Origin of the sequence: Streptococcus sp. KHUD_015, from assembly GCF_051106265.1 — a bacterium.
GTDB lineage: Bacteria > Bacillota > Bacilli > Lactobacillales > Streptococcaceae > Streptococcus.
Genome location: NZ_CP193665.1, coordinates 152,106 through 168,383, shown reverse-complemented (window position 1 = coordinate 168,383; position 16,278 = coordinate 152,106). Strand labels below are relative to the sequence as shown.

The window sequence follows — 16,278 nt, the reverse complement described above, 5'->3', positions numbered from 1 at the left end:
TAAATTTTTTTGACTTTTTTCGTCATTTTCGTACTTTTTTCTTGACAAATATCTAAATGACTATCAACTCTTTTGGAGCAAGGGTCAATAATTCACAACCTGTCTCTGTAATCAAGATATCATCCTCGATACGAACGCCATATTTGCCTTCGATATAGATACCTGGTTCATCGGTCAAGGCCATACCCGCCTTAATAGTTTCTGTAGATGTTTGGCTAAAATAGGGTTCCTCATGGATATCCAGTCCGATACCGTGGCCAATACCGTGAGTAAAGTAGTCTCCATAACCTGCCTCAATGATAATATCACGAGGGATTTTGTCAAAGTCACGGAAGCCTAAGCCTGCCTTGGCTTGATCGATTAAGGCTTGGTTGGCTTTCAAAACCGTATTGTAAATCTCTGCCTGCTCGTCGCTGACATACCCCAGATATATAGTTCGTGTCATATCGCTGACATAGTGGTCATAGAGGCAGCCGAAATCCATGGTAATAGCTTCTCCTAGCTCCACTGGTTTGTGCATTGGATGAGCATGAGGTTTCGAAGAGTTGATGCCACTTGCTAAAATAGTATCAAATGATAGGCCTGAAGCTCCCAACTCACGCATACGGAAGTCAAGGAAGTTGGCAATCTCAATTTCAGTCTTTCCTGGCTTAATAAAGTCAAGCGCATCGCGGAAAGCTTGGTCTGAGATAGAACAAGCCTTGCGAATAGCTGCAATCTCCGCTTCATCCTTAATCATTCGGAGTCCTTCGACAAATTGAGTTTGTGAAAGCAAGTCCAAACCTGCAAAAGCTGCCTGCATACGGTGATAATAAGAGACTGAAATCTCATCTTCAAAACCGATACGAGACAAGCCCATGTCCTTAACAATTCCTGCAATGACAGCCAATTCATCACGGTCAGCCACAATCTCAAAGCCACTGGTTTCTTGCTTGGCTGCAATGATATAGCGAGAGTCTGTCACCAAGACCTGACGGTCACGACTGATAAAGACTGTCCCGTTTGAGCCCCAAAAACCAGTCAAATAATAGACGTTTTTAAGGTTATTGATGATGATGCCATCTAGTTCTTTTTCTTGCATTTTAGATAGAAATGCTTGTATGCGTTTATTCATGATGTAACTTTCCTTTCAAATAGTGTCCTGTGTAGCTGACTTCATTGGCCGCTACTTCTTCTGGAGTTCCTGTTGCGATGATGGTTCCACCACCGACACCGCCCTCAGGACCCAGGTCGATAATATGGTCTGCTGTCTTGATAACATCCAGATTGTGCTCGATAACGAGGACTGTATTGCCATCGTCTACAAAGCGAGCTAAGACTGTAAGCAAGCGAGCAATATCCTCGGTATGAAGCCCTGTCGTCGGCTCATCCAGAATGTAGAAAGATTTTCCTGTCGAGCGTTTGTGGAGTTCACTAGCCAGCTTCATACGCTGGGCTTCTCCCCCAGAAAGGGTGGTAGCTGGTTGGCCTAGCGTCACATAGCCCAGTCCCACATCCTTGATGGTCTGAAGTTTACGTTGAATCTTAGGAATGTGTTGAAAGAACTCTACCGCATCGTTGACAGTCATGTCCAAGACCTGCGAGATATTCTTTTCCTTGTAGTGAACTTCTAGGGTTTCACTGTTGTAGCGGGTTCCGTGGCAGACTTCACAGGCCACATAAACATCTGGCAAGAAGTGCATCTCAATCTTGATAATTCCGTCACCTGAGCAGGCTTCACAACGGCCACCCTTGACGTTGAAACTGAAACGCCCCTTCTTGTAGCCTCGAATCTTGGCTTCATTAGTCTGAGCAAAGAGGTCACGTATGTCGTCAAAAACTCCTGTATAGGTAGCTGGGTTGGACCTCGGCGTTCGTCCGATAGGGCTCTGGTCAATATCAATCAAGCGGTCTACATGCTCAATCCCTGTAATAGTCTTAAATTTACCAGGTTTGTCTGAATTGCGGTTGAGCTTCTGGGCAATGGCTTTTTTGAGAATGCTATTGATTAGGGTCGATTTCCCTGAACCTGATACCCCTGTCACTGCGATGAATTTTCCTAGTGGAAAGCGAGCTGTGACATTTTGCAGGTTGTTCTCACGCGCTCCTGTCACCTCGATAAAACGACCATTTCCCACACGGCGCTCTGCTGGTACTGGAATAGCTCGTTTGCCTGATAAATACTGACCTGTGATAGACTTGCTGTTGCGAGCCACCTGTTTAGGCGTACCTGCGGCAACAATTTCCCCACCAAAAACACCGGCACCGGGACCAACGTCAATCAGGTAATCCGCCTCGCGCATGGTATCTTCGTCGTGTTCCACTACAATGAGAGTATTGCCCAAGTCACGCATCTTTTTGAGACTGGCAATCAGACGGTCATTATCCCTCTGGTGGAGCCCAATCGATGGCTCATCTAGGATATAGAGGACACCTGATAGGTTAGAACCAATCTGAGTTGCCAAGCGAATACGCTGACTTTCCCCACCTGAAAGGGTTCCTGCCGAACGTGACAGGGTTAGGTAGTTAAGACCCACGTTCTTAAGGAAGGTCAAACGATCCTTGATTTCCTTGAGAATAGGGCGAGCAATGATGGCTTCATTTTCAGACAAGGTTAACTGGCTCACCAACTCCAAGTGGTCTGCGATAGACAGGTCTGAAATTTCTCCGATATGTGGTCCTTGCTCACCACCCACACGAACAGACAAGGCCTGGTCATTGAGGCGATAACCATTACAAGTTCCGCAGGTCAGCTCATTCATGTAAAGACGCATCTGGGTGCGAGTGTAATCGCTGTTTGTCTCGTGATAGCGACGCTTGATATTATTGACAACTCCCTCAAAAGGAATGTCAATATCACGCACACCGCCAAATTCATTCTCATAGTGGAAATGGAATTCCTTGCCATCTGAGCCGTAGAGAATCAAGTTTTTGTCTTCTTCTGACAAGTCCTCAAAAGGCTTATCCATATCCACTCCAAAAGCTGTCATAGCCTGCTCTAGCATGTTTGGATAGTAGTTGGATGAGATAGGATTCCAAGGAGCCAAGGCTCCCTCACGTAAGGTTTTGCTGGCATCTGGCACTACCAAATCAGTATCCACCTCCAGCTTGATGCCTAAGCCATCACACTCACTACAAGAACCAAAAGGAGCATTGAATGAGAAGAGACGAGGCTCTAACTCTGGAACAGTAAAGCCACAAACTGGACAGGCATAATGCTCAGAGAAGAGCAACTCAGAGTCGTCCATGGTGTCGATAATGACATAGCCTTCTGAGATACGAAGGGCTGCCTCAATGGAATCAAAGAGACGACTACGAATACCCTCCTTGATGACAATACGGTCAACCACGACATCAATATTGTGTTGCCTGCTCTTAGACAACTCTGGCACTTCGGTCACATCATAGACTTCCCCATCCACACGGACACGAACATAACCGTCTTTCTGAATTTTTTCAATAACGCTCTTGTGCTGTCCTTTTTTCTTACGGATAACTGGGGCTAAGATTTGCAGACGTTGGCGTTCTGGCAACTCCAAAACCTTATCAACGATCTGCTCCACAGAAGAAGCCTTGATAGCCCCATGCCCGTTGATACAGTAAGGCGTCCCCACACGCGCGTAGAGGAGACGCAGATAGTCATTGATTTCAGTCGTTGTTCCCACCGTCGAGCGAGGATTTTTACTAGTCGTTTTCTGGTCGATGGAAATAGCTGGGCTGAGACCATCAATGGCATCTACATCAGGCTTCTCCATATTTCCCAAGAATTGACGAGCGTAGGCTGACAAACTCTCCACATAGCGACGTTGTCCCTCCGCATAGAGGGTATCAAAGGCCAGACTGGATTTCCCTGAACCTGACAAACCTGTCACAACAACTAGCTTGTCTCGTGGAATCTCCACATCAATATTTTTTAAATTATGGGCACGCGCCCCATGAATGACAATTTTATCTTGCATTTTTGTTCTTTCTAGTCCATTATTGCTTACCATTATACCAAAAAAAGTGAGATTCTATTACCCAAAAGGCCGATTTTGTAGTATAATAGTACGGTGTGAAAAAATCTGAAAAATGAGAAAGGATAAGGGATATGAAACAAGTTTTTCTCTCTACAACAACTGAATTTAAAGAGATCGATACGCTTGAACCGGGTACTTGGATCAATCTCGTTAATCCAACTCAAAATGAATCACTCGAAATCGCTAACGCCTTCGATATTGATATTGCCGACCTCCGAGCACCGCTCGATGCGGAAGAAATGTCTCGTATTACCATTGAAGATGAGTACACCCTGATTATCGTAGACGTGCCAGTCACAGAAGAAAGAAATAACCGCACCTACTACGTAACCATCCCACTTGGTATTATCATCACCGAGGAAACCATTATCACTACGTGTTTGGAACCATTACCAGTCCTTGATGTCTTTATCAACCGTCGTTTGCGTAATTTCTACACTTTCATGCGTTCGCGTTTTATCTTTCAGATTCTTTATCGCAATGCAGAGCTCTACCTAACAGCCCTTCGTTCGATTGACCGTAAGAGTGAACAAATCGAAAGTCAACTGCATCAATCAACTCGTAATGAAGAATTGATTGAGCTCATGGAATTGGAAAAAACCATCGTCTATTTCAAGGCTTCCCTCAAAACAAATGAGCGTGTGATTAAGAAATTGACCAGCTCAACCAGTAATATCAAGAAATACCTTGAGGACGAAGACCTGCTTGAAGATACCCTGATTGAAACCCAACAGGCCATCGAGATGGCAGACATTTATGGAAACGTCTTGCATTCTATGACAGAGACCTTCGCCTCTATCATTTCTAACAACCAGAACAACATCATGAAAACCTTGGCCCTTGTGACCATCGTCATGTCCATCCCAACCATGGTCTTTTCTGCCTACGGGATGAACTTTAAGGATAATGAAATCCCCCTAAACGGTGAGCCAAATGCCTTCTGGTTAATCGTCTTTATCGCCTTCGCTATGAGTGTCTCGCTCACTCTCTATCTCATCCATAAAAAATGGTTCTAAGAGGAGTTCCTATGTCTCAGATTGATCTACAAAAATTAACTAAGAAAAACCAAGAGTTTGTCCACATCGCTACCCAACAATTCATCAAAGATGGAAAAACAGACGCTGAAATCAAGGCTATTTTTGAGGAAGTTATTCCCCAAATCCTTGAGGAGCAAGCCAAAGGTACGACTGCTCGTTCCCTCTATGGCGCACCGACCCACTGGGCTCATAGCTTCACTGTTAAGGAGCAATATGAAAAAGAGCATCCAAAAGAAAATGATGATCCAAAACTCATGATTATGGACTCAGCCCTTTTCATCACTAGCCTCTTTGCCCTCGTCAGCGCCCTCACAACCTTCTTCTCAGCAGATCAAGCTTTCGGCTATGGATTGATTACCCTCCTCTTAGTTGGACTGGTTGGTGGATTTGCCTTCTACTTGATGTACTACTTTGTTTACCAATATTATGGACCAGATATGGACCGCAGTCAACGTCCGCCTTTCTGGAAATCTGTACTAGTTATCCTAGCTTCTATGTTCCTTTGGTTACTTGTCTTCTTTGCAACAAGCTTCCTACCAGCTAGCCTTAACCCAGTACTTGCTCCATTGCCACTAGCTATTATCGGAGCAGCCCTCCTAGCCCTTCGCTTCTATCTCAAGAAACGCTTGAATATCCGTAGTGCTAGTGCAGGACCAACACGCTATTAAGAAGAATGATAAAAGCAACTGCAGGTGCAGTTGCTTTTTCACTTACTTTTTTGGTTTTATACTCAATGAAAATCAAAAAGCAAACTAGGAAGCTAGATGCAGGTTGCTCAAAACACAGCTTTGAGGTTGAAGATAAAGATGACGTAGTTTGAAGATATTTTCGAAGAGTATTAAAAGTATTCTTCTGACATCCCACATAGCTTTCTCTTATCTTTTGTGATAAAATAGGCTCAATCTATCTCTAGGAGGATAAGATATGATTTCTACTATTGGTATTGTTAGTTTATCTAGTGGCATTATCGGAGAGGACTTTGTCAAACACGAAGTAGACTTGGGTGTCCAACGTCTCAAGAACCTGGGAGTCAATCCTATCTTTTTACCCCATTCGCTAAATGGATTAGATTTTATCAAGGACCATCCTGAAGCGCGTGCAGAGGATTTGATTCATGCCTTTTCTGATGATAGCATCGACATGATCCTATGCGCCATTGGTGGAGACGATACCTATCGCTTGCTACCCTACCTCTTTGAAAATGACCAACTACAAAAGGTTATCAAACAAAAAATTTTTCTTGGTTTCTCGGATACAACCATGAACCATCTCATGTTGCATAAACTAGGAATCAAGACTTTTTATGGCCAATCCTTTTTAGCAGACATTTGTGAATTAGACAAGGAAATGTTAGCCTATAGCCTTCACTACTTTAAAGAATTGATTGAGACGGGAAGAATCTCAGAAATCCGCCCTAGCAATGTTTGGTATGAGGAACGAACTGATTTTAGTCCCAAGGCTCTGGGGACACCTCGTGTCAGTCATGCAAATACCGGTTTTGACTTGTTGCAAGGAAATGCCCAGTTCGAGGGGGAAATCCTCGGCGGTTGCCTCGAATCCCTCTACGATATCTTTGACAACTCTCGATATGCAGATAGCACGGAGCTCTGCCAAAAATACAAACTTTTCCCTGACTTGTCAGACTGGGAAGGAAAAATCCTCTTGCTAGAAACAAGCGAAGAAAAACCTGAGCCGGAATACTTCAAAAAGATGTTGCGGACTTTAAAGAACACTGGTATATTCGAGGTCATTAATGGACTCCTGGTCGGAAAACCTATGGATGAAACTTTCTATGACGACTATAAAGAGGCACTATTGGATATTATTGACAGCAATATCCCAATTGTCTATAATCTGAATGTCGGCCACGCAACTCCGAGAGCAATTGTCCCCTTTGGAGTCCACGCCCATGTAGATGCAAAGGAGCAAATCATTCGCTTTGACTATAACAAAAAATAAATAGTTTCTCTATTTTTGTGCTTTTGTATTCGTTTTCGTTACAATTTGTATCTGAATTTATTGCATTTCGCTAATTTCTATGATATCCTTTTGAAGGAGGTGTATATGACAAAACAAAAAATTAATCGAATCGTAGGTTCTATTGGTGCCTTTATTGGAATTATAGTATTTATTGCCTACATACCTCAAATTATCGCTAATTTACAGGGAAATAAAGCTCAACCATTTCAACCTTTATCAGCTGCTATATCTTGCTTAATCTGGGTTATTTATGGATGGACAAAGGAACCTAAGAAGGATTGGATACTAATCATTCCAAATTCAGCTGGTGTTATTTTAGGTGGAATCACTTTTTTGACTTCACTCTAACAAATCTAATAGTATATATAAAAAGCTGGGAAAAATTTCTCAGCTTTTTTCTATATTCTCAGATATGCTAGTTACCTGTACACACTAATTCCTGCTTTTCCATTCACAATCATTCTCGTGGTCATCAACTAGCCCTGCAGCCTGTAGAAAAGACAAGACAGCGACTGGTCCTGTGAACTTGAAGCCTCGTTTTTTGAGATCTTTGGCTAATTTCTCAGACAAAGGTGTTTTAGCTGGGGCTTGGCGGTAATCGGGAACATCGTTAACAATCGTTTTCCCCTCAACAAAAGACCAAAGATAGGCATCAAAAGAGCCATGGTCTTCCTGTAGTCGTAGAAAGGCTTGGGCGTTAGCGCGTGTAGCAAAAATCTTGGCTCTATTTCGGATGATGGCTGGATTATCCAGCAAGTCTTCCAATTCAGTATCGGTCATTTCTGCGACCGCTTGAATTTGATAGCCATAAAATGCTTCTCGGAAAGCTTGACGTTTGTTGAGCACCGTTTCCCAAGACAGACCATGTTGAGGCGGTAAGTTTGCTAGTCAAGGAGTAAAACGACGAAGATTAGCATTTACTTCCGCCCATGCGATAGCTGTCCGTGATTGACAAGTGCTAGCACGCAGACAGAACGGAGATAGCGAACCGCTGAGTGTGTCGCTCTGCTCGTAAAAGCTTAGAAACCTTTGAACGAAAGGGATAATGAAAGCCTTGATTGCAAGGCTTTTTGCTTTATGGTGGGTAAGTATCAGAGTGAGAAAATTTTTGGAATGAGTAGAAGTGATAGCTAGAAATTATCAGTTTCTATTTCCATTTACCCTGTGGGTACGTGTTTGTTTCCATTGACAAGGAGTTTGTGGGAATAGAAATGTACCCACCTTGTTTGAATCAAGTGAAGTGTAGTTGAAGGAAATCTGTTGAAAGCAATACTTCATTTTACCGAATAAGTAATAATTTAGGCAACTTCAAATCGATTAAAAAAAACTATTTTAAAGGTTAAGAGTAGACAAAAATTGTCCACTCTTTTTTGCAAACTCAATTTATCAATAAATGAAATGAGGGAATGTAAAATGAAATATTTTGAGGTTGAGTTAGAAAATCCTGATGAATTTTTAAAACTACAAACAGAAGATTTTGTGAAAGCTAATCGCTTGCTACTAAGGAAGATAATCCAGAGCGTTACAGTCTATGAAGAAAACTTCGTCATATCCTTTAAATCTGGCATCGAATTGGAAGTATGAGTCTCATTCCATAACTTTTATATTGAACATATCATCTTGTTGTGTTATACTATAAATTGATATAAACAAAGATGTAGGAGGAACCGAAACTATGACAGCCTCAATGCGTTTAAGATAAGCTGGCAATAAAAAAAGCAGAATCTATACCCGATGATAGGCTTTTTTGTTGTGCTTATTTATACGATATTGAGCATTCATTAGTTACGGTGAGGATATTGGTTATTTAACTATACCTTTATTTAACTATGTCTTTAATATGAATGTTTCCAAATTGTATGTATGCAGACCAAAAGCCACATTGTGGGGTTTGGCCTGCATTTTTTATTGCCTAGAATGCTATTCAAAATAGAAATTCAAGCAAAATAATATGCAGGAGATAATATAAATGGAAAAATACAACAATTGGAAACGAAAATTTTATGCAATATGGGCAGGGCAAGCAGTATCATTAATCACTAGTGCCATCCTGCAAATGGCGATTATTTTTTACCTTACAGAAAAAACAGGATCTGCGATGGTCTTGTCTATGGCTTCATTAGTAGGTTTTTTACCCTATGCGATTTTGGGACCTGCCATTGGTGTGCTAGTGGATCGTCATGATAGGAAGAAGATAATGATTGGTGCCGATTTAATTATCGCAGCAGCTGGTGCAGTGCTTGCTATTGTTGCATTCTGTATGGAGCTACCTGTCTGGATGATTATGATAGTATTGTTTATCCGTAGCATTGGAACAGCTTTTCATACCCCAGCACTCAATGCGGTTACACCACTTTTAGTACCAGAAGAACAGCTAACGAAATGCGCAGGCTATAGTCAGTCTTTGCAGTCTATAAGCTATATTGTTAGTCCGGCAGTTGCAGCACTCTTATACTCCGTTTGGGATTTAAATGCTATTATTGCCATCGACGTATTGGGTGCTGTGATTGCATCTATTACGGTAGCAATTGTACGTATACCTAAGCTGGGTAATCAAGTGCAAAGTTTAGAACCAAATTTCATAAGGGAGATGAAAGAAGGAGTTGTGGTTCTGAGACAAAACAAAGGATTGTTTGCCTTATTACTCTTAGGAACACTATATACTTTTGTTTATATGCCAATCAATGCACTATTTCCTTTAATAAGCATGGAACACTTTAATGGAACGCCTGTGCATATTTCTATTACGGAAATTTCCTTTGCATTTGGGATGCTAGCAGGAGGCTTATTATTAGGAAGATTAGGGGGCTTCGAAAAGCATGTATTACTAATAACAAGTTCATTTTTTATAATGGGGACCAGTTTAGCCGTTTCGGGAATACTTCCTCCAAATGGATTTGTAATATTCGTAGTTTGCTGTGCAATAATGGGGCTTTCGGTGCCATTTTATAGCGGTGTGCAAACAGCTCTTTTTCAGGAGAAAATTAAGCCTGAATATTTAGGACGTGTATTTTCTTTGATCGGAAGTATCATGTCACTTGCTATGCCAATTGGGTTAATTCTTTCTGGATTCTTTGCTGATAAAATCGGTGTAAATCATTGGTTTTTACTATCAGGTATTTTAATTATTGGCATTGCTATAGTTTGCCAAATGATAACTGAGGTTAGAAAATTAGATTTAAAATAAACAATATTGGAGGAATATTTATGTATCTTATTTTCATGTAACTCTTCCTGCTAAAATCGCAGGGTTTTCCCTGCATACAAGCAAATGAAAGCATGCGATTATAGACAGGAGGAAATGTTATGGAATTAATATTAAAAGCAAAAGACATTCGTGTGGAATTCAAAGGACGCGATGTTTTAGATATAAATGAATTAGAAGTATATGATTATGACCGTATTGGTTTAGTAGGAGCAAATGGTGCTGGAAAAAGCACTTTACTCAGGGTACTTTTAGGAGAATTAACTCCCCCAGGATGTAAAATGAATCGTCTGGGTGAACTTGCCTATATTCCCCAGTTGGACGAAGTAACTCTGCAGGAGGAAAAAGATTTTGCACTTGTAGGCAAGCTAGGTGTTGAGCAATTAAATATACAGACTATGAGCGGTGGTGAAGAAACAAGGCTTAAAATAGCACAGGCCTTATCGGCACAGGTTCATGGTATTTTAGCGGATGAACCTACGAGCCATTTAGACCGTGAAGGAATTGATTTTCTAATAGGACAGCTAAAATATTTTACAGGTGCACTGTTAGTTATTAGCCATGACCGCTATTTTCTTGATGAAATAGTAGATAAAATATGGGAACTGAAAGATGGCAAAATCACTGAGTATTGGGGAAACTATTCTGATTATCTTCGTCAGAAAGAGGAAGAACGTAAGAGCCAAGCTGCAGAATACGAACAATTTATTGCGGAACGTGCCCGATTGGAAAGGGCTGCGGAGGAAAAGCGAAAACAGGCTCGTAAAATAGAACAGAAGGCAAAAGGTTCTTCAAAGAAAAAAAGTACTGAAGACGGAGGGCGTTTAGCTCATCAAAAATCAATAGGAAGTAAGGAAAAAAAGATGTATAATGCTGCTAAAACCCTAGAGCACAGGATTGCGGCCTTAGGAAAAGTAGAAGCTCCGGAAGGCATTCGCAGAATTCGTTTCAGGCAAAGTAAAGCATTGGAGCTCCATAATCCATACCCTATAGTCGGTGCAGAAATTAATAAAGTATTTGGGGATAAGGCTCTGTTTGAAAATGCATCTTTTCAAATTCCGTTAGGAGCAAAAGTGGCGTTAACTGGTGGTAATGGAATCGGAAAAACAACTTTAATCCAAATGATCTTAAACCATGAAGAAGGAATTTCTATTTCGCCTAAGGCAAAAATAGGTTACTTTGCACAGAATGGTTACAAGTACAACAGTAATCAGAATGTTATGGAGTTTATGCAGAAGGATTGTGACTACAATATATCAGAAATTCGTTCAGTGCTAGCATCTATGGGGTTCAAACAGAACGATATTGGAAAAAGTTTATCTGTTTTAAGCGGTGGAGAAATTATAAAATTGTTGCTTGCTAAAATGCTCATGGGTAGATATAACATCCTAATAATGGATGAACCCAGTAACTTCCTTGACATACCAAGTTTAGAGGCTTTGGAAATACTAATGAAGGAGTACACCGGAACTATCGTGTTTATCACCCACGATAAACGATTACTCGAAAATGTAGCAGATGTAGTTTATGAAATTAGAGATAAGAAAATAAATCTGAAACATTAAATTTAAGGTAGTCGCTGGTCAGTATAGTCTGTTCTGGTTGGCGACTCCATTGTTAAAGAGTATAAAGACTTTAGATTTTATGAATATTAAAAATAGGAACAGTCAATTGAACTGCTCCTATTTTTCTGCTAAATATATTGTAGTTTTCTTATATGTATAATGATAGATTAGCGGATTCTCATCTACGGTACTTACTTCAAATATGAAGAAGTGATCGCGGTTATCTCTGGACTTTTCCTTATTGAGGACAAAGTAATTCTTACGTGAAGTCGCCATTGTTTTTAGGATATCATCAGTTAGGAAGGTCAATGGAATATTCATGTTAGAGTAGCGGTAGAAGTCACGTTCAAAATCTTGGTAGCTCTCGCTATAATAGTCCATTTGTAGGTGATTACGCTGAAACTCAAGCTGATTCATAGAGCACCTCCTCGACAAGTTCAATACTAATAATGTCTTTTAATTTCAAATTGATGTGACCTGTTGTAGTTTTTATCAAAATGAAATCTTTGGTCAGACTTGGTATTGTTCCAGTGTAGGAAACACGCTTGTTTTTTTCAATCACTTGAATGCGTGTGCGTAGCTGCCCGGCGTATACTTGACTGAGGAGTAATAATTTCTTCTCTAGTGATAAGTCAGACATGTACGTTACTTTGTTTGTATCATCAGAGAGTGCTGATGCATGTTCAGATAGGAAAAAGCCCATCCATTTTTGCATCTTTGTATCCTGGTACTCTCTTGCTGATTGAAATGGTAAATATGAACGGTCAATCATATCAAATCCTTTCTATGCAGAGGCAAGGGTATTTTTATCAAATTGAATCGTAAAACCTTGAATTCCCCCACCTGTGTAACATTCTTTAAAGCGATTGATTACCTCAGTATAGATTATCACAGATGAGCTTGTTGGCTTAATGCTAAATGTAAATTCCAATGGTAATCGGTTTTCAGATTTAGCATGTACTAGTCGTATCGATATTTCAGTTGTTTTGAGTTTTCTCTGACGAAGTTTTGAAGTTGCTGTTTCAACGATTCCATGTAAAAATCTTTCAAGCATTTCAATATCATTACATCCTTTGCTACGGATTTCTGAAAATTGTACTGTATTTTTTTCTTGTTTCATTTTAATCCCTCCAATCCACCCGCGGAATGACCACCGATAAGTTTACTGCGTTCAATATTTCTGGAACCTTCAGTTAGGACGGTTCCTTTTTGTATGGCTAAAAAACCAAACTGTTCTCTGACAACATCAATAGCTGTCTGAAGTCTATTATCTTTTTCAATTTGTTCTACATCATCAAAGAGTGATAGTAGAGTATAGCTTTCATCTACGAAGCCACTATAAGATACACCAATTTGTCTCACTGCACCAGAGGTGTATTTTTTCGGAATAATACAAGTACATGACTCACCATTGTTTTGGGGAGATTTGCGGGTTCAATTTTATTCTGAGCATTTATAGATTTTTTCATCTCAGTCCTAGAATAGCCAATATGAATAGAAACGACAGTAGTCAATACTAGGGCTACTGTTCCGTTCCACAGTATCATTTAAAAATCATTTTCACACCCTTTCGTCTATTAGTATAGAAGAAAGCTCTCAGCACAGCCTGATAGGTTTCCATACACAACAACTCAAACAATGCTTGGTCATCATGGAGGGGTTGACCCCACTCCTCATCATGATAGGCAATGTAGAGCGGATTGGTCACCTTGACCCACGAACAACGTTTTGTCATGCTCTGCTCCTATTTGACCAACATTTTAAGGGCCGACTTGATATAGTTCTCAGCTGTATCTGTCGTTCCTTCAAAGAATTTCTTGATTTTCTTGAGTTCGGTCGCCTTGTATCCCAGTGCCAACATGGCTTCCATGGCTTCTTCCAATTCTTGGTTTTCAGCGCTTGCTTGCACTGCGACCTTAGCAGGAAGGTCATCTCCAGCAACTACTACCTTGCCTTCCAAGTCCAGCACCATCTGCTGGGCTGTTTTCTTGCCAATTTTAGGGAACTTGGTCAAGTAGGTAATATTCTTGGTTTCGATGGCTTGAACCAAGCCAGCATTGTCATCAGCAGCGATAATAGCAAGAGCTGATACAGGACCAATCCCAGAGACCGAAATCAGACTGAGAAAGAGCTTTTTCTCGTCTTCTGAGCGAAATCCATAAAGCAGATGAGCGTCCTCACGCACGACTTGATGCACATAAATTTGAGTTTCTTGGTTGACCTGTCCTGAGTAAGCATAGGGATTAGCCACATGCAGGATATAACCGATACCATTGATTTCAATAACAATGTATTTGGCAGTGATTTTGGTAATGATTCCTTTTAAATATTCGTACATAGTTTTCCTTTTAGTTTAATATTTCCCCAACTCACGGAGACTGGTGTGATTTTCCTGAATGCGTCGGAACATCTTTTCCATATCCGACTTGGTGAAGTGCACCAAAACAGGACGTCCGTGGGGACAGTTGTAGGGATTGTCACATTGAGAGAGCTGATAGAGGAGTTGTCTAGCTGAATGATCATCAATACGATGGTTGGCCTTAATCGACCGCTTGCAGGACATCATAATAGCCAGCTCTGCTCGGTATTTCTTGATAGAAACTTCCTTGGTCAAGAGTAGCATATCACACATCTCATAGATGCCTGATTCAATCTCTTCTTCTGCCATCCAGATAGGATGTTCACGTAGAATAAATTGATTTTCTCCGTACTCTGCTAGAAAGACGCCCACTTCCTCCAAATGTGTCATTCTTTCCTTGAGACGGAGGGCATCATCCGCTGGAAATTCAAAGATATAGGGTACTAGGAGTTGCTGCTGGCTCTGGTCAACATTCCCAATGCTCTCACGATACTCCTCGTACTTGACCCGTTCCTGCGCCGCGTGCTGGTCTATGATATAGAGCCCATCTCTCCCTTGGGCAAAGAGATAGGTTCCATGCATTTGCCCGAAAAATTCCAATTCTGGGAAGCTTGAAGATTCTTCTCGCTCCAGCTTGTCATAAGCCTTATCAAGACTAGCTAAATCTAACTCAGGATGATCTAGTTGGTCATAGTTAGTAGGTCTTCTCTCTGCAAAATGCAGTTTTGCTGGCTTGGTCAACTGATCCAAGGTTTCCTTGGCAAACAAGGTTAAATCCTGCCCTTCATCAGTCAATTCTACCTGATAATCAGCCACCTCAGCTTGACTGGGTCTAGTTATCTCTGTTTTTTCATAATAAAGAGTATTTTCTTTGAGTGGAAGAATAGTTTGCTCTACCTTCTCACGATTGCGAACGGTCGATTTGGCAAGGTTTTCCAAGGCATCTGGTATCAGGGTTTGTTCCTTGAGACTCTTGGAAATAGCTTCTGAGACCAGCGTCATCAGTTCTTTTTCCTTGGAAATACGCACCTCTTGCTTAGTCGGATGGACATTGACATCTGCTAGATAAGGGTCGATATGAATATGAATGACAGCCAGTGGAAAACGGCCTACCATGAGCTTGCTACCATAACCATCCAAAATAGCACGGTTGAGTAGAAAGTTCTTGATATAACGGCCATTGATGAAGAGACTGATATAGTTGCGATTAGCCCGAGTTAACTCAGGCAAGGACACAAAACCTGAAATTTCGAAATCTAAGTCAGAGTTCTCAATTTCAATCATCTTCTTTGCACTTGCCAAACCGTAAATCCCTGCGATTGCTTGGCGCAGTTGACCAGTCCCTGCTGTCCGCGTCATTTCCTTGTCATCACTAATCAAGCTGAAGGAAATCTCAGGATGGGCCAAGCCCAGACGGTTGACAATATCAATGATATGAGACAGCTCCGCTTGCTGGCTCTTCATATACTTGAGACGAGCAGGCGTATTGAAAAAAAGGTCCTCCACACAAACCTTGGTCCCCACAGGACTAGTCGCTGGGATGACTTCTTCAACTTCTCCCCCACGCGCGACGAGCTTGGTTCCATGACTTGCACCATCCACCGCCGTCAAAAGGGTCAGAACACTAACAGACGCTATAGAAGGCAGGGCTTCACCACGAAAACCAAGCGTCCGAATCCGAAAGAGATCTGCTTGATTTTTTATCTTACTGGTCGCATGGCGGCGCAGGGCCAATTCCACCTCATCGTGGGCAATTCCATGACCATTATCTGTGATTTGAACCTTCTTGAGACCAGCTTCCTCAATCTCAATGATAATCTGGCTAGAACCCGCGTCAATGGCATTTTCTACCAGCTCCTTAACAACGCTAGCTGGACGCTCAATAACCTCTCCAGCTGCAATCTGGTTTGCCAGCACCTCTGGCAATTCAATAATATGAGACATCTTTCAGCCCCTTTCTGTATCTATTTTCCTAGAAATTGATTAGTGCTATTATACCATATTTCAGAAAGGACAGAAAAGCTCCACCACATAGGAGCCAAATCCCTCCACATAGACAAAGGCCCTTGCCATAGGATATAAAATAGTGTTTAATAAAGGTGTACAAGAAGTGATCACAATTTTGTATGAAAAA

The 16,278-nt window shown here is 41.3% G+C and carries 15 protein-coding genes and 2 pseudogenes; 7 read left to right on the top strand and 10 right to left on the bottom strand.

Annotated features, from left to right (window positions below):
* Positions 1-52: 52 nt before the first annotated feature.
* Together ACORHU_RS00805 and uvrA are read right to left on the bottom strand one after the other, a co-directional pair.
* The gene (locus ACORHU_RS00805; RefSeq protein WP_434364557.1) at positions 53-1,114 is read right to left on the bottom strand and encodes a M24 family metallopeptidase; all 1,062 of its coding nucleotides are present in this window, start codon (positions 1,112-1,114) and stop codon (positions 53-55) included.
* Entirely contained in the window at positions 1,107-3,938 is a 2,832-nt protein-coding gene (gene uvrA / locus ACORHU_RS00800) for an excinuclease ABC subunit UvrA (protein ID WP_434364556.1), read from the bottom strand. Before uvrA ends, ACORHU_RS00805 begins: the two co-directional genes overlap by 8 nt.
* A 131-nt stretch (positions 3,939-4,069) precedes the next feature.
* On the opposite strand from uvrA, the gene ACORHU_RS00795 reads away from it, so the two are divergent.
* The 4 genes from ACORHU_RS00795 to ACORHU_RS00780 all read left to right on the top strand — a co-directional run bounded on the left by ACORHU_RS00795 (position 4,070) and on the right by ACORHU_RS00780 (position 7,363).
* Complete coding sequence (locus ACORHU_RS00795) at positions 4,070-5,014, top strand: magnesium transporter CorA family protein (RefSeq protein ID WP_000815623.1); 945 nt, start codon at positions 4,070-4,072, stop codon at positions 5,012-5,014.
* 11 nt (positions 5,015-5,025) lie between these two features.
* On the top strand, positions 5,026-5,703 hold the full coding sequence (locus ACORHU_RS00790) for a DUF1129 domain-containing protein (RefSeq protein WP_050220387.1): 678 nt from the start codon (positions 5,026-5,028) through the stop codon (positions 5,701-5,703).
* Positions 5,704-5,959: 256 nt separating this feature from the next.
* On the top strand, positions 5,960-6,994 hold the full coding sequence (locus tag ACORHU_RS00785; RefSeq protein WP_434364555.1) for a S66 family peptidase: 1,035 nt from the start codon (positions 5,960-5,962) through the stop codon (positions 6,992-6,994).
* Positions 6,995-7,099: 105 nt separating this feature from the next.
* Complete coding sequence (locus ACORHU_RS00780) at positions 7,100-7,363, top strand: SemiSWEET family transporter (protein WP_000166114.1); 264 nt, start codon at positions 7,100-7,102, stop codon at positions 7,361-7,363.
* Between the two features lie 84 nt (positions 7,364-7,447).
* On the opposite strand, the pseudogene ACORHU_RS00775 reads toward ACORHU_RS00780, so the two are convergent.
* A pseudogene (locus ACORHU_RS00775) lies at positions 7,448-7,885 on the bottom strand (DNA-3-methyladenine glycosylase I); the annotation flags it as partial.
* Positions 7,886-8,428: 543 nt separating this feature from the next.
* Between ACORHU_RS00775 and ACORHU_RS00770 the strand changes: the two are divergent.
* The 3 genes from ACORHU_RS00770 (at position 8,429) to msr(D) (ending at position 11,785) form a co-directional block, all read left to right on the top strand.
* The gene (locus ACORHU_RS00770; RefSeq protein WP_000873143.1) at positions 8,429-8,599 is read left to right on the top strand and encodes a hypothetical protein; all 171 of its coding nucleotides are present in this window, start codon (positions 8,429-8,431) and stop codon (positions 8,597-8,599) included.
* 385 nt (positions 8,600-8,984) lie between these two features.
* Positions 8,985-10,202: a macrolide efflux MFS transporter Mef(A) gene (gene mef(A) / locus ACORHU_RS00765; protein ID WP_000417519.1), complete on the top strand. Its 1,218-nt coding sequence runs from the start codon at positions 8,985-8,987 to the stop codon at positions 10,200-10,202.
* Positions 10,203-10,321: 119 nt separating this feature from the next.
* Positions 10,322-11,785, top strand: coding sequence for an ABC-F type ribosomal protection protein Msr(D) (gene msr(D) / locus ACORHU_RS00760; protein ID WP_000420313.1), 1,464 nt, complete (start codon positions 10,322-10,324; stop codon positions 11,783-11,785).
* 117 nt (positions 11,786-11,902) lie between these two features.
* On the opposite strand, the gene ACORHU_RS00755 is transcribed toward msr(D), so the two are convergent.
* The 7 genes and pseudogenes from ACORHU_RS00755 to mutL form a co-directional block, all read right to left on the bottom strand.
* A complete protein-coding gene (locus tag ACORHU_RS00755) occupies positions 11,903-12,202 on the bottom strand; it encodes a DUF5960 family protein (RefSeq protein WP_001072467.1) in 300 nt (99 codons plus the stop codon).
* A complete protein-coding gene (locus ACORHU_RS00750; protein ID WP_000567222.1) occupies positions 12,189-12,557 on the bottom strand; it encodes a hypothetical protein in 369 nt (122 codons plus the stop codon). The genes ACORHU_RS00755 and ACORHU_RS00750 overlap by 14 nt, the downstream gene beginning before the upstream one ends.
* A 12-nt stretch (positions 12,558-12,569) precedes the next feature.
* Positions 12,570-12,905 (bottom strand): DinB/UmuC family translesion DNA polymerase, encoded by a 336-nt coding sequence (locus tag ACORHU_RS00745; RefSeq protein ID WP_000806926.1) that lies wholly within the window; start codon positions 12,903-12,905, stop codon positions 12,570-12,572.
* On the bottom strand, positions 12,902-13,147 hold the full coding sequence (locus ACORHU_RS00740; RefSeq protein WP_001813542.1) for a hypothetical protein: 246 nt from the start codon (positions 13,145-13,147) through the stop codon (positions 12,902-12,904). The genes ACORHU_RS00745 and ACORHU_RS00740 overlap by 4 nt, the downstream gene beginning before the upstream one ends.
* A gap of 187 nt (positions 13,148-13,334) precedes the next feature.
* Positions 13,335-13,520: pseudogene (locus tag ACORHU_RS00735) on the bottom strand (DNA-3-methyladenine glycosylase I); the annotation flags it as partial.
* Positions 13,521-13,529: 9 nt separating this feature from the next.
* Positions 13,530-14,123 carry a Holliday junction branch migration protein RuvA gene (gene ruvA, locus ACORHU_RS00730; protein WP_000273402.1) on the bottom strand — a complete coding sequence of 198 codons (594 nt, stop codon included), beginning with the start codon at positions 14,121-14,123 and terminating at the stop codon, positions 13,530-13,532.
* Positions 14,124-14,138: 15 nt separating this feature from the next.
* On the bottom strand, positions 14,139-16,088 hold the full coding sequence (gene mutL, locus ACORHU_RS00725; RefSeq protein WP_434364554.1) for a DNA mismatch repair endonuclease MutL: 1,950 nt from the start codon (positions 16,086-16,088) through the stop codon (positions 14,139-14,141).
* Between the last annotated feature and the right edge of the window lie 190 nt (positions 16,089-16,278).

Coding starts and splice junctions, on each gene's coding strand:
- ACORHU_RS00785 (WP_434364555.1), top strand. CDS start 5,960: ATGATTTCTACTATTGGTATTGTTAGTTTATCTAGTGGCATTATCGGA.
- ACORHU_RS00805 (WP_434364557.1), bottom strand. CDS start 1,114: ATGAATAAACGCATACAAGCATTTCTATCTAAAATGCAAGAAAAAGAA.
- ACORHU_RS00755 (WP_001072467.1), bottom strand. CDS start 12,202: ATGAATCAGCTTGAGTTTCAGCGTAATCACCTACAAATGGACTATTAT.
- mutL (WP_434364554.1), bottom strand. CDS start 16,088: ATGTCTCATATTATTGAATTGCCAGAGGTGCTGGCAAACCAGATTGCA.
- ruvA (WP_000273402.1), bottom strand. CDS start 14,123: ATGTACGAATATTTAAAAGGAATCATTACCAAAATCACTGCCAAATAC.
- ACORHU_RS00790 (WP_050220387.1), top strand. CDS start 5,026: ATGTCTCAGATTGATCTACAAAAATTAACTAAGAAAAACCAAGAGTTT.
- ACORHU_RS00745 (WP_000806926.1), bottom strand. CDS start 12,905: ATGAAACAAGAAAAAAATACAGTACAATTTTCAGAAATCCGTAGCAAA.
- ACORHU_RS00795 (WP_000815623.1), top strand. CDS start 4,070: ATGAAACAAGTTTTTCTCTCTACAACAACTGAATTTAAAGAGATCGAT.
- ACORHU_RS00750 (WP_000567222.1), bottom strand. CDS start 12,557: ATGATTGACCGTTCATATTTACCATTTCAATCAGCAAGAGAGTACCAG.
- ACORHU_RS00780 (WP_000166114.1), top strand. CDS start 7,100: ATGACAAAACAAAAAATTAATCGAATCGTAGGTTCTATTGGTGCCTTT.
- uvrA (WP_434364556.1), bottom strand. CDS start 3,938: ATGCAAGATAAAATTGTCATTCATGGGGCGCGTGCCCATAATTTAAAA.
- ACORHU_RS00770 (WP_000873143.1), top strand. CDS start 8,429: ATGAAATATTTTGAGGTTGAGTTAGAAAATCCTGATGAATTTTTAAAA.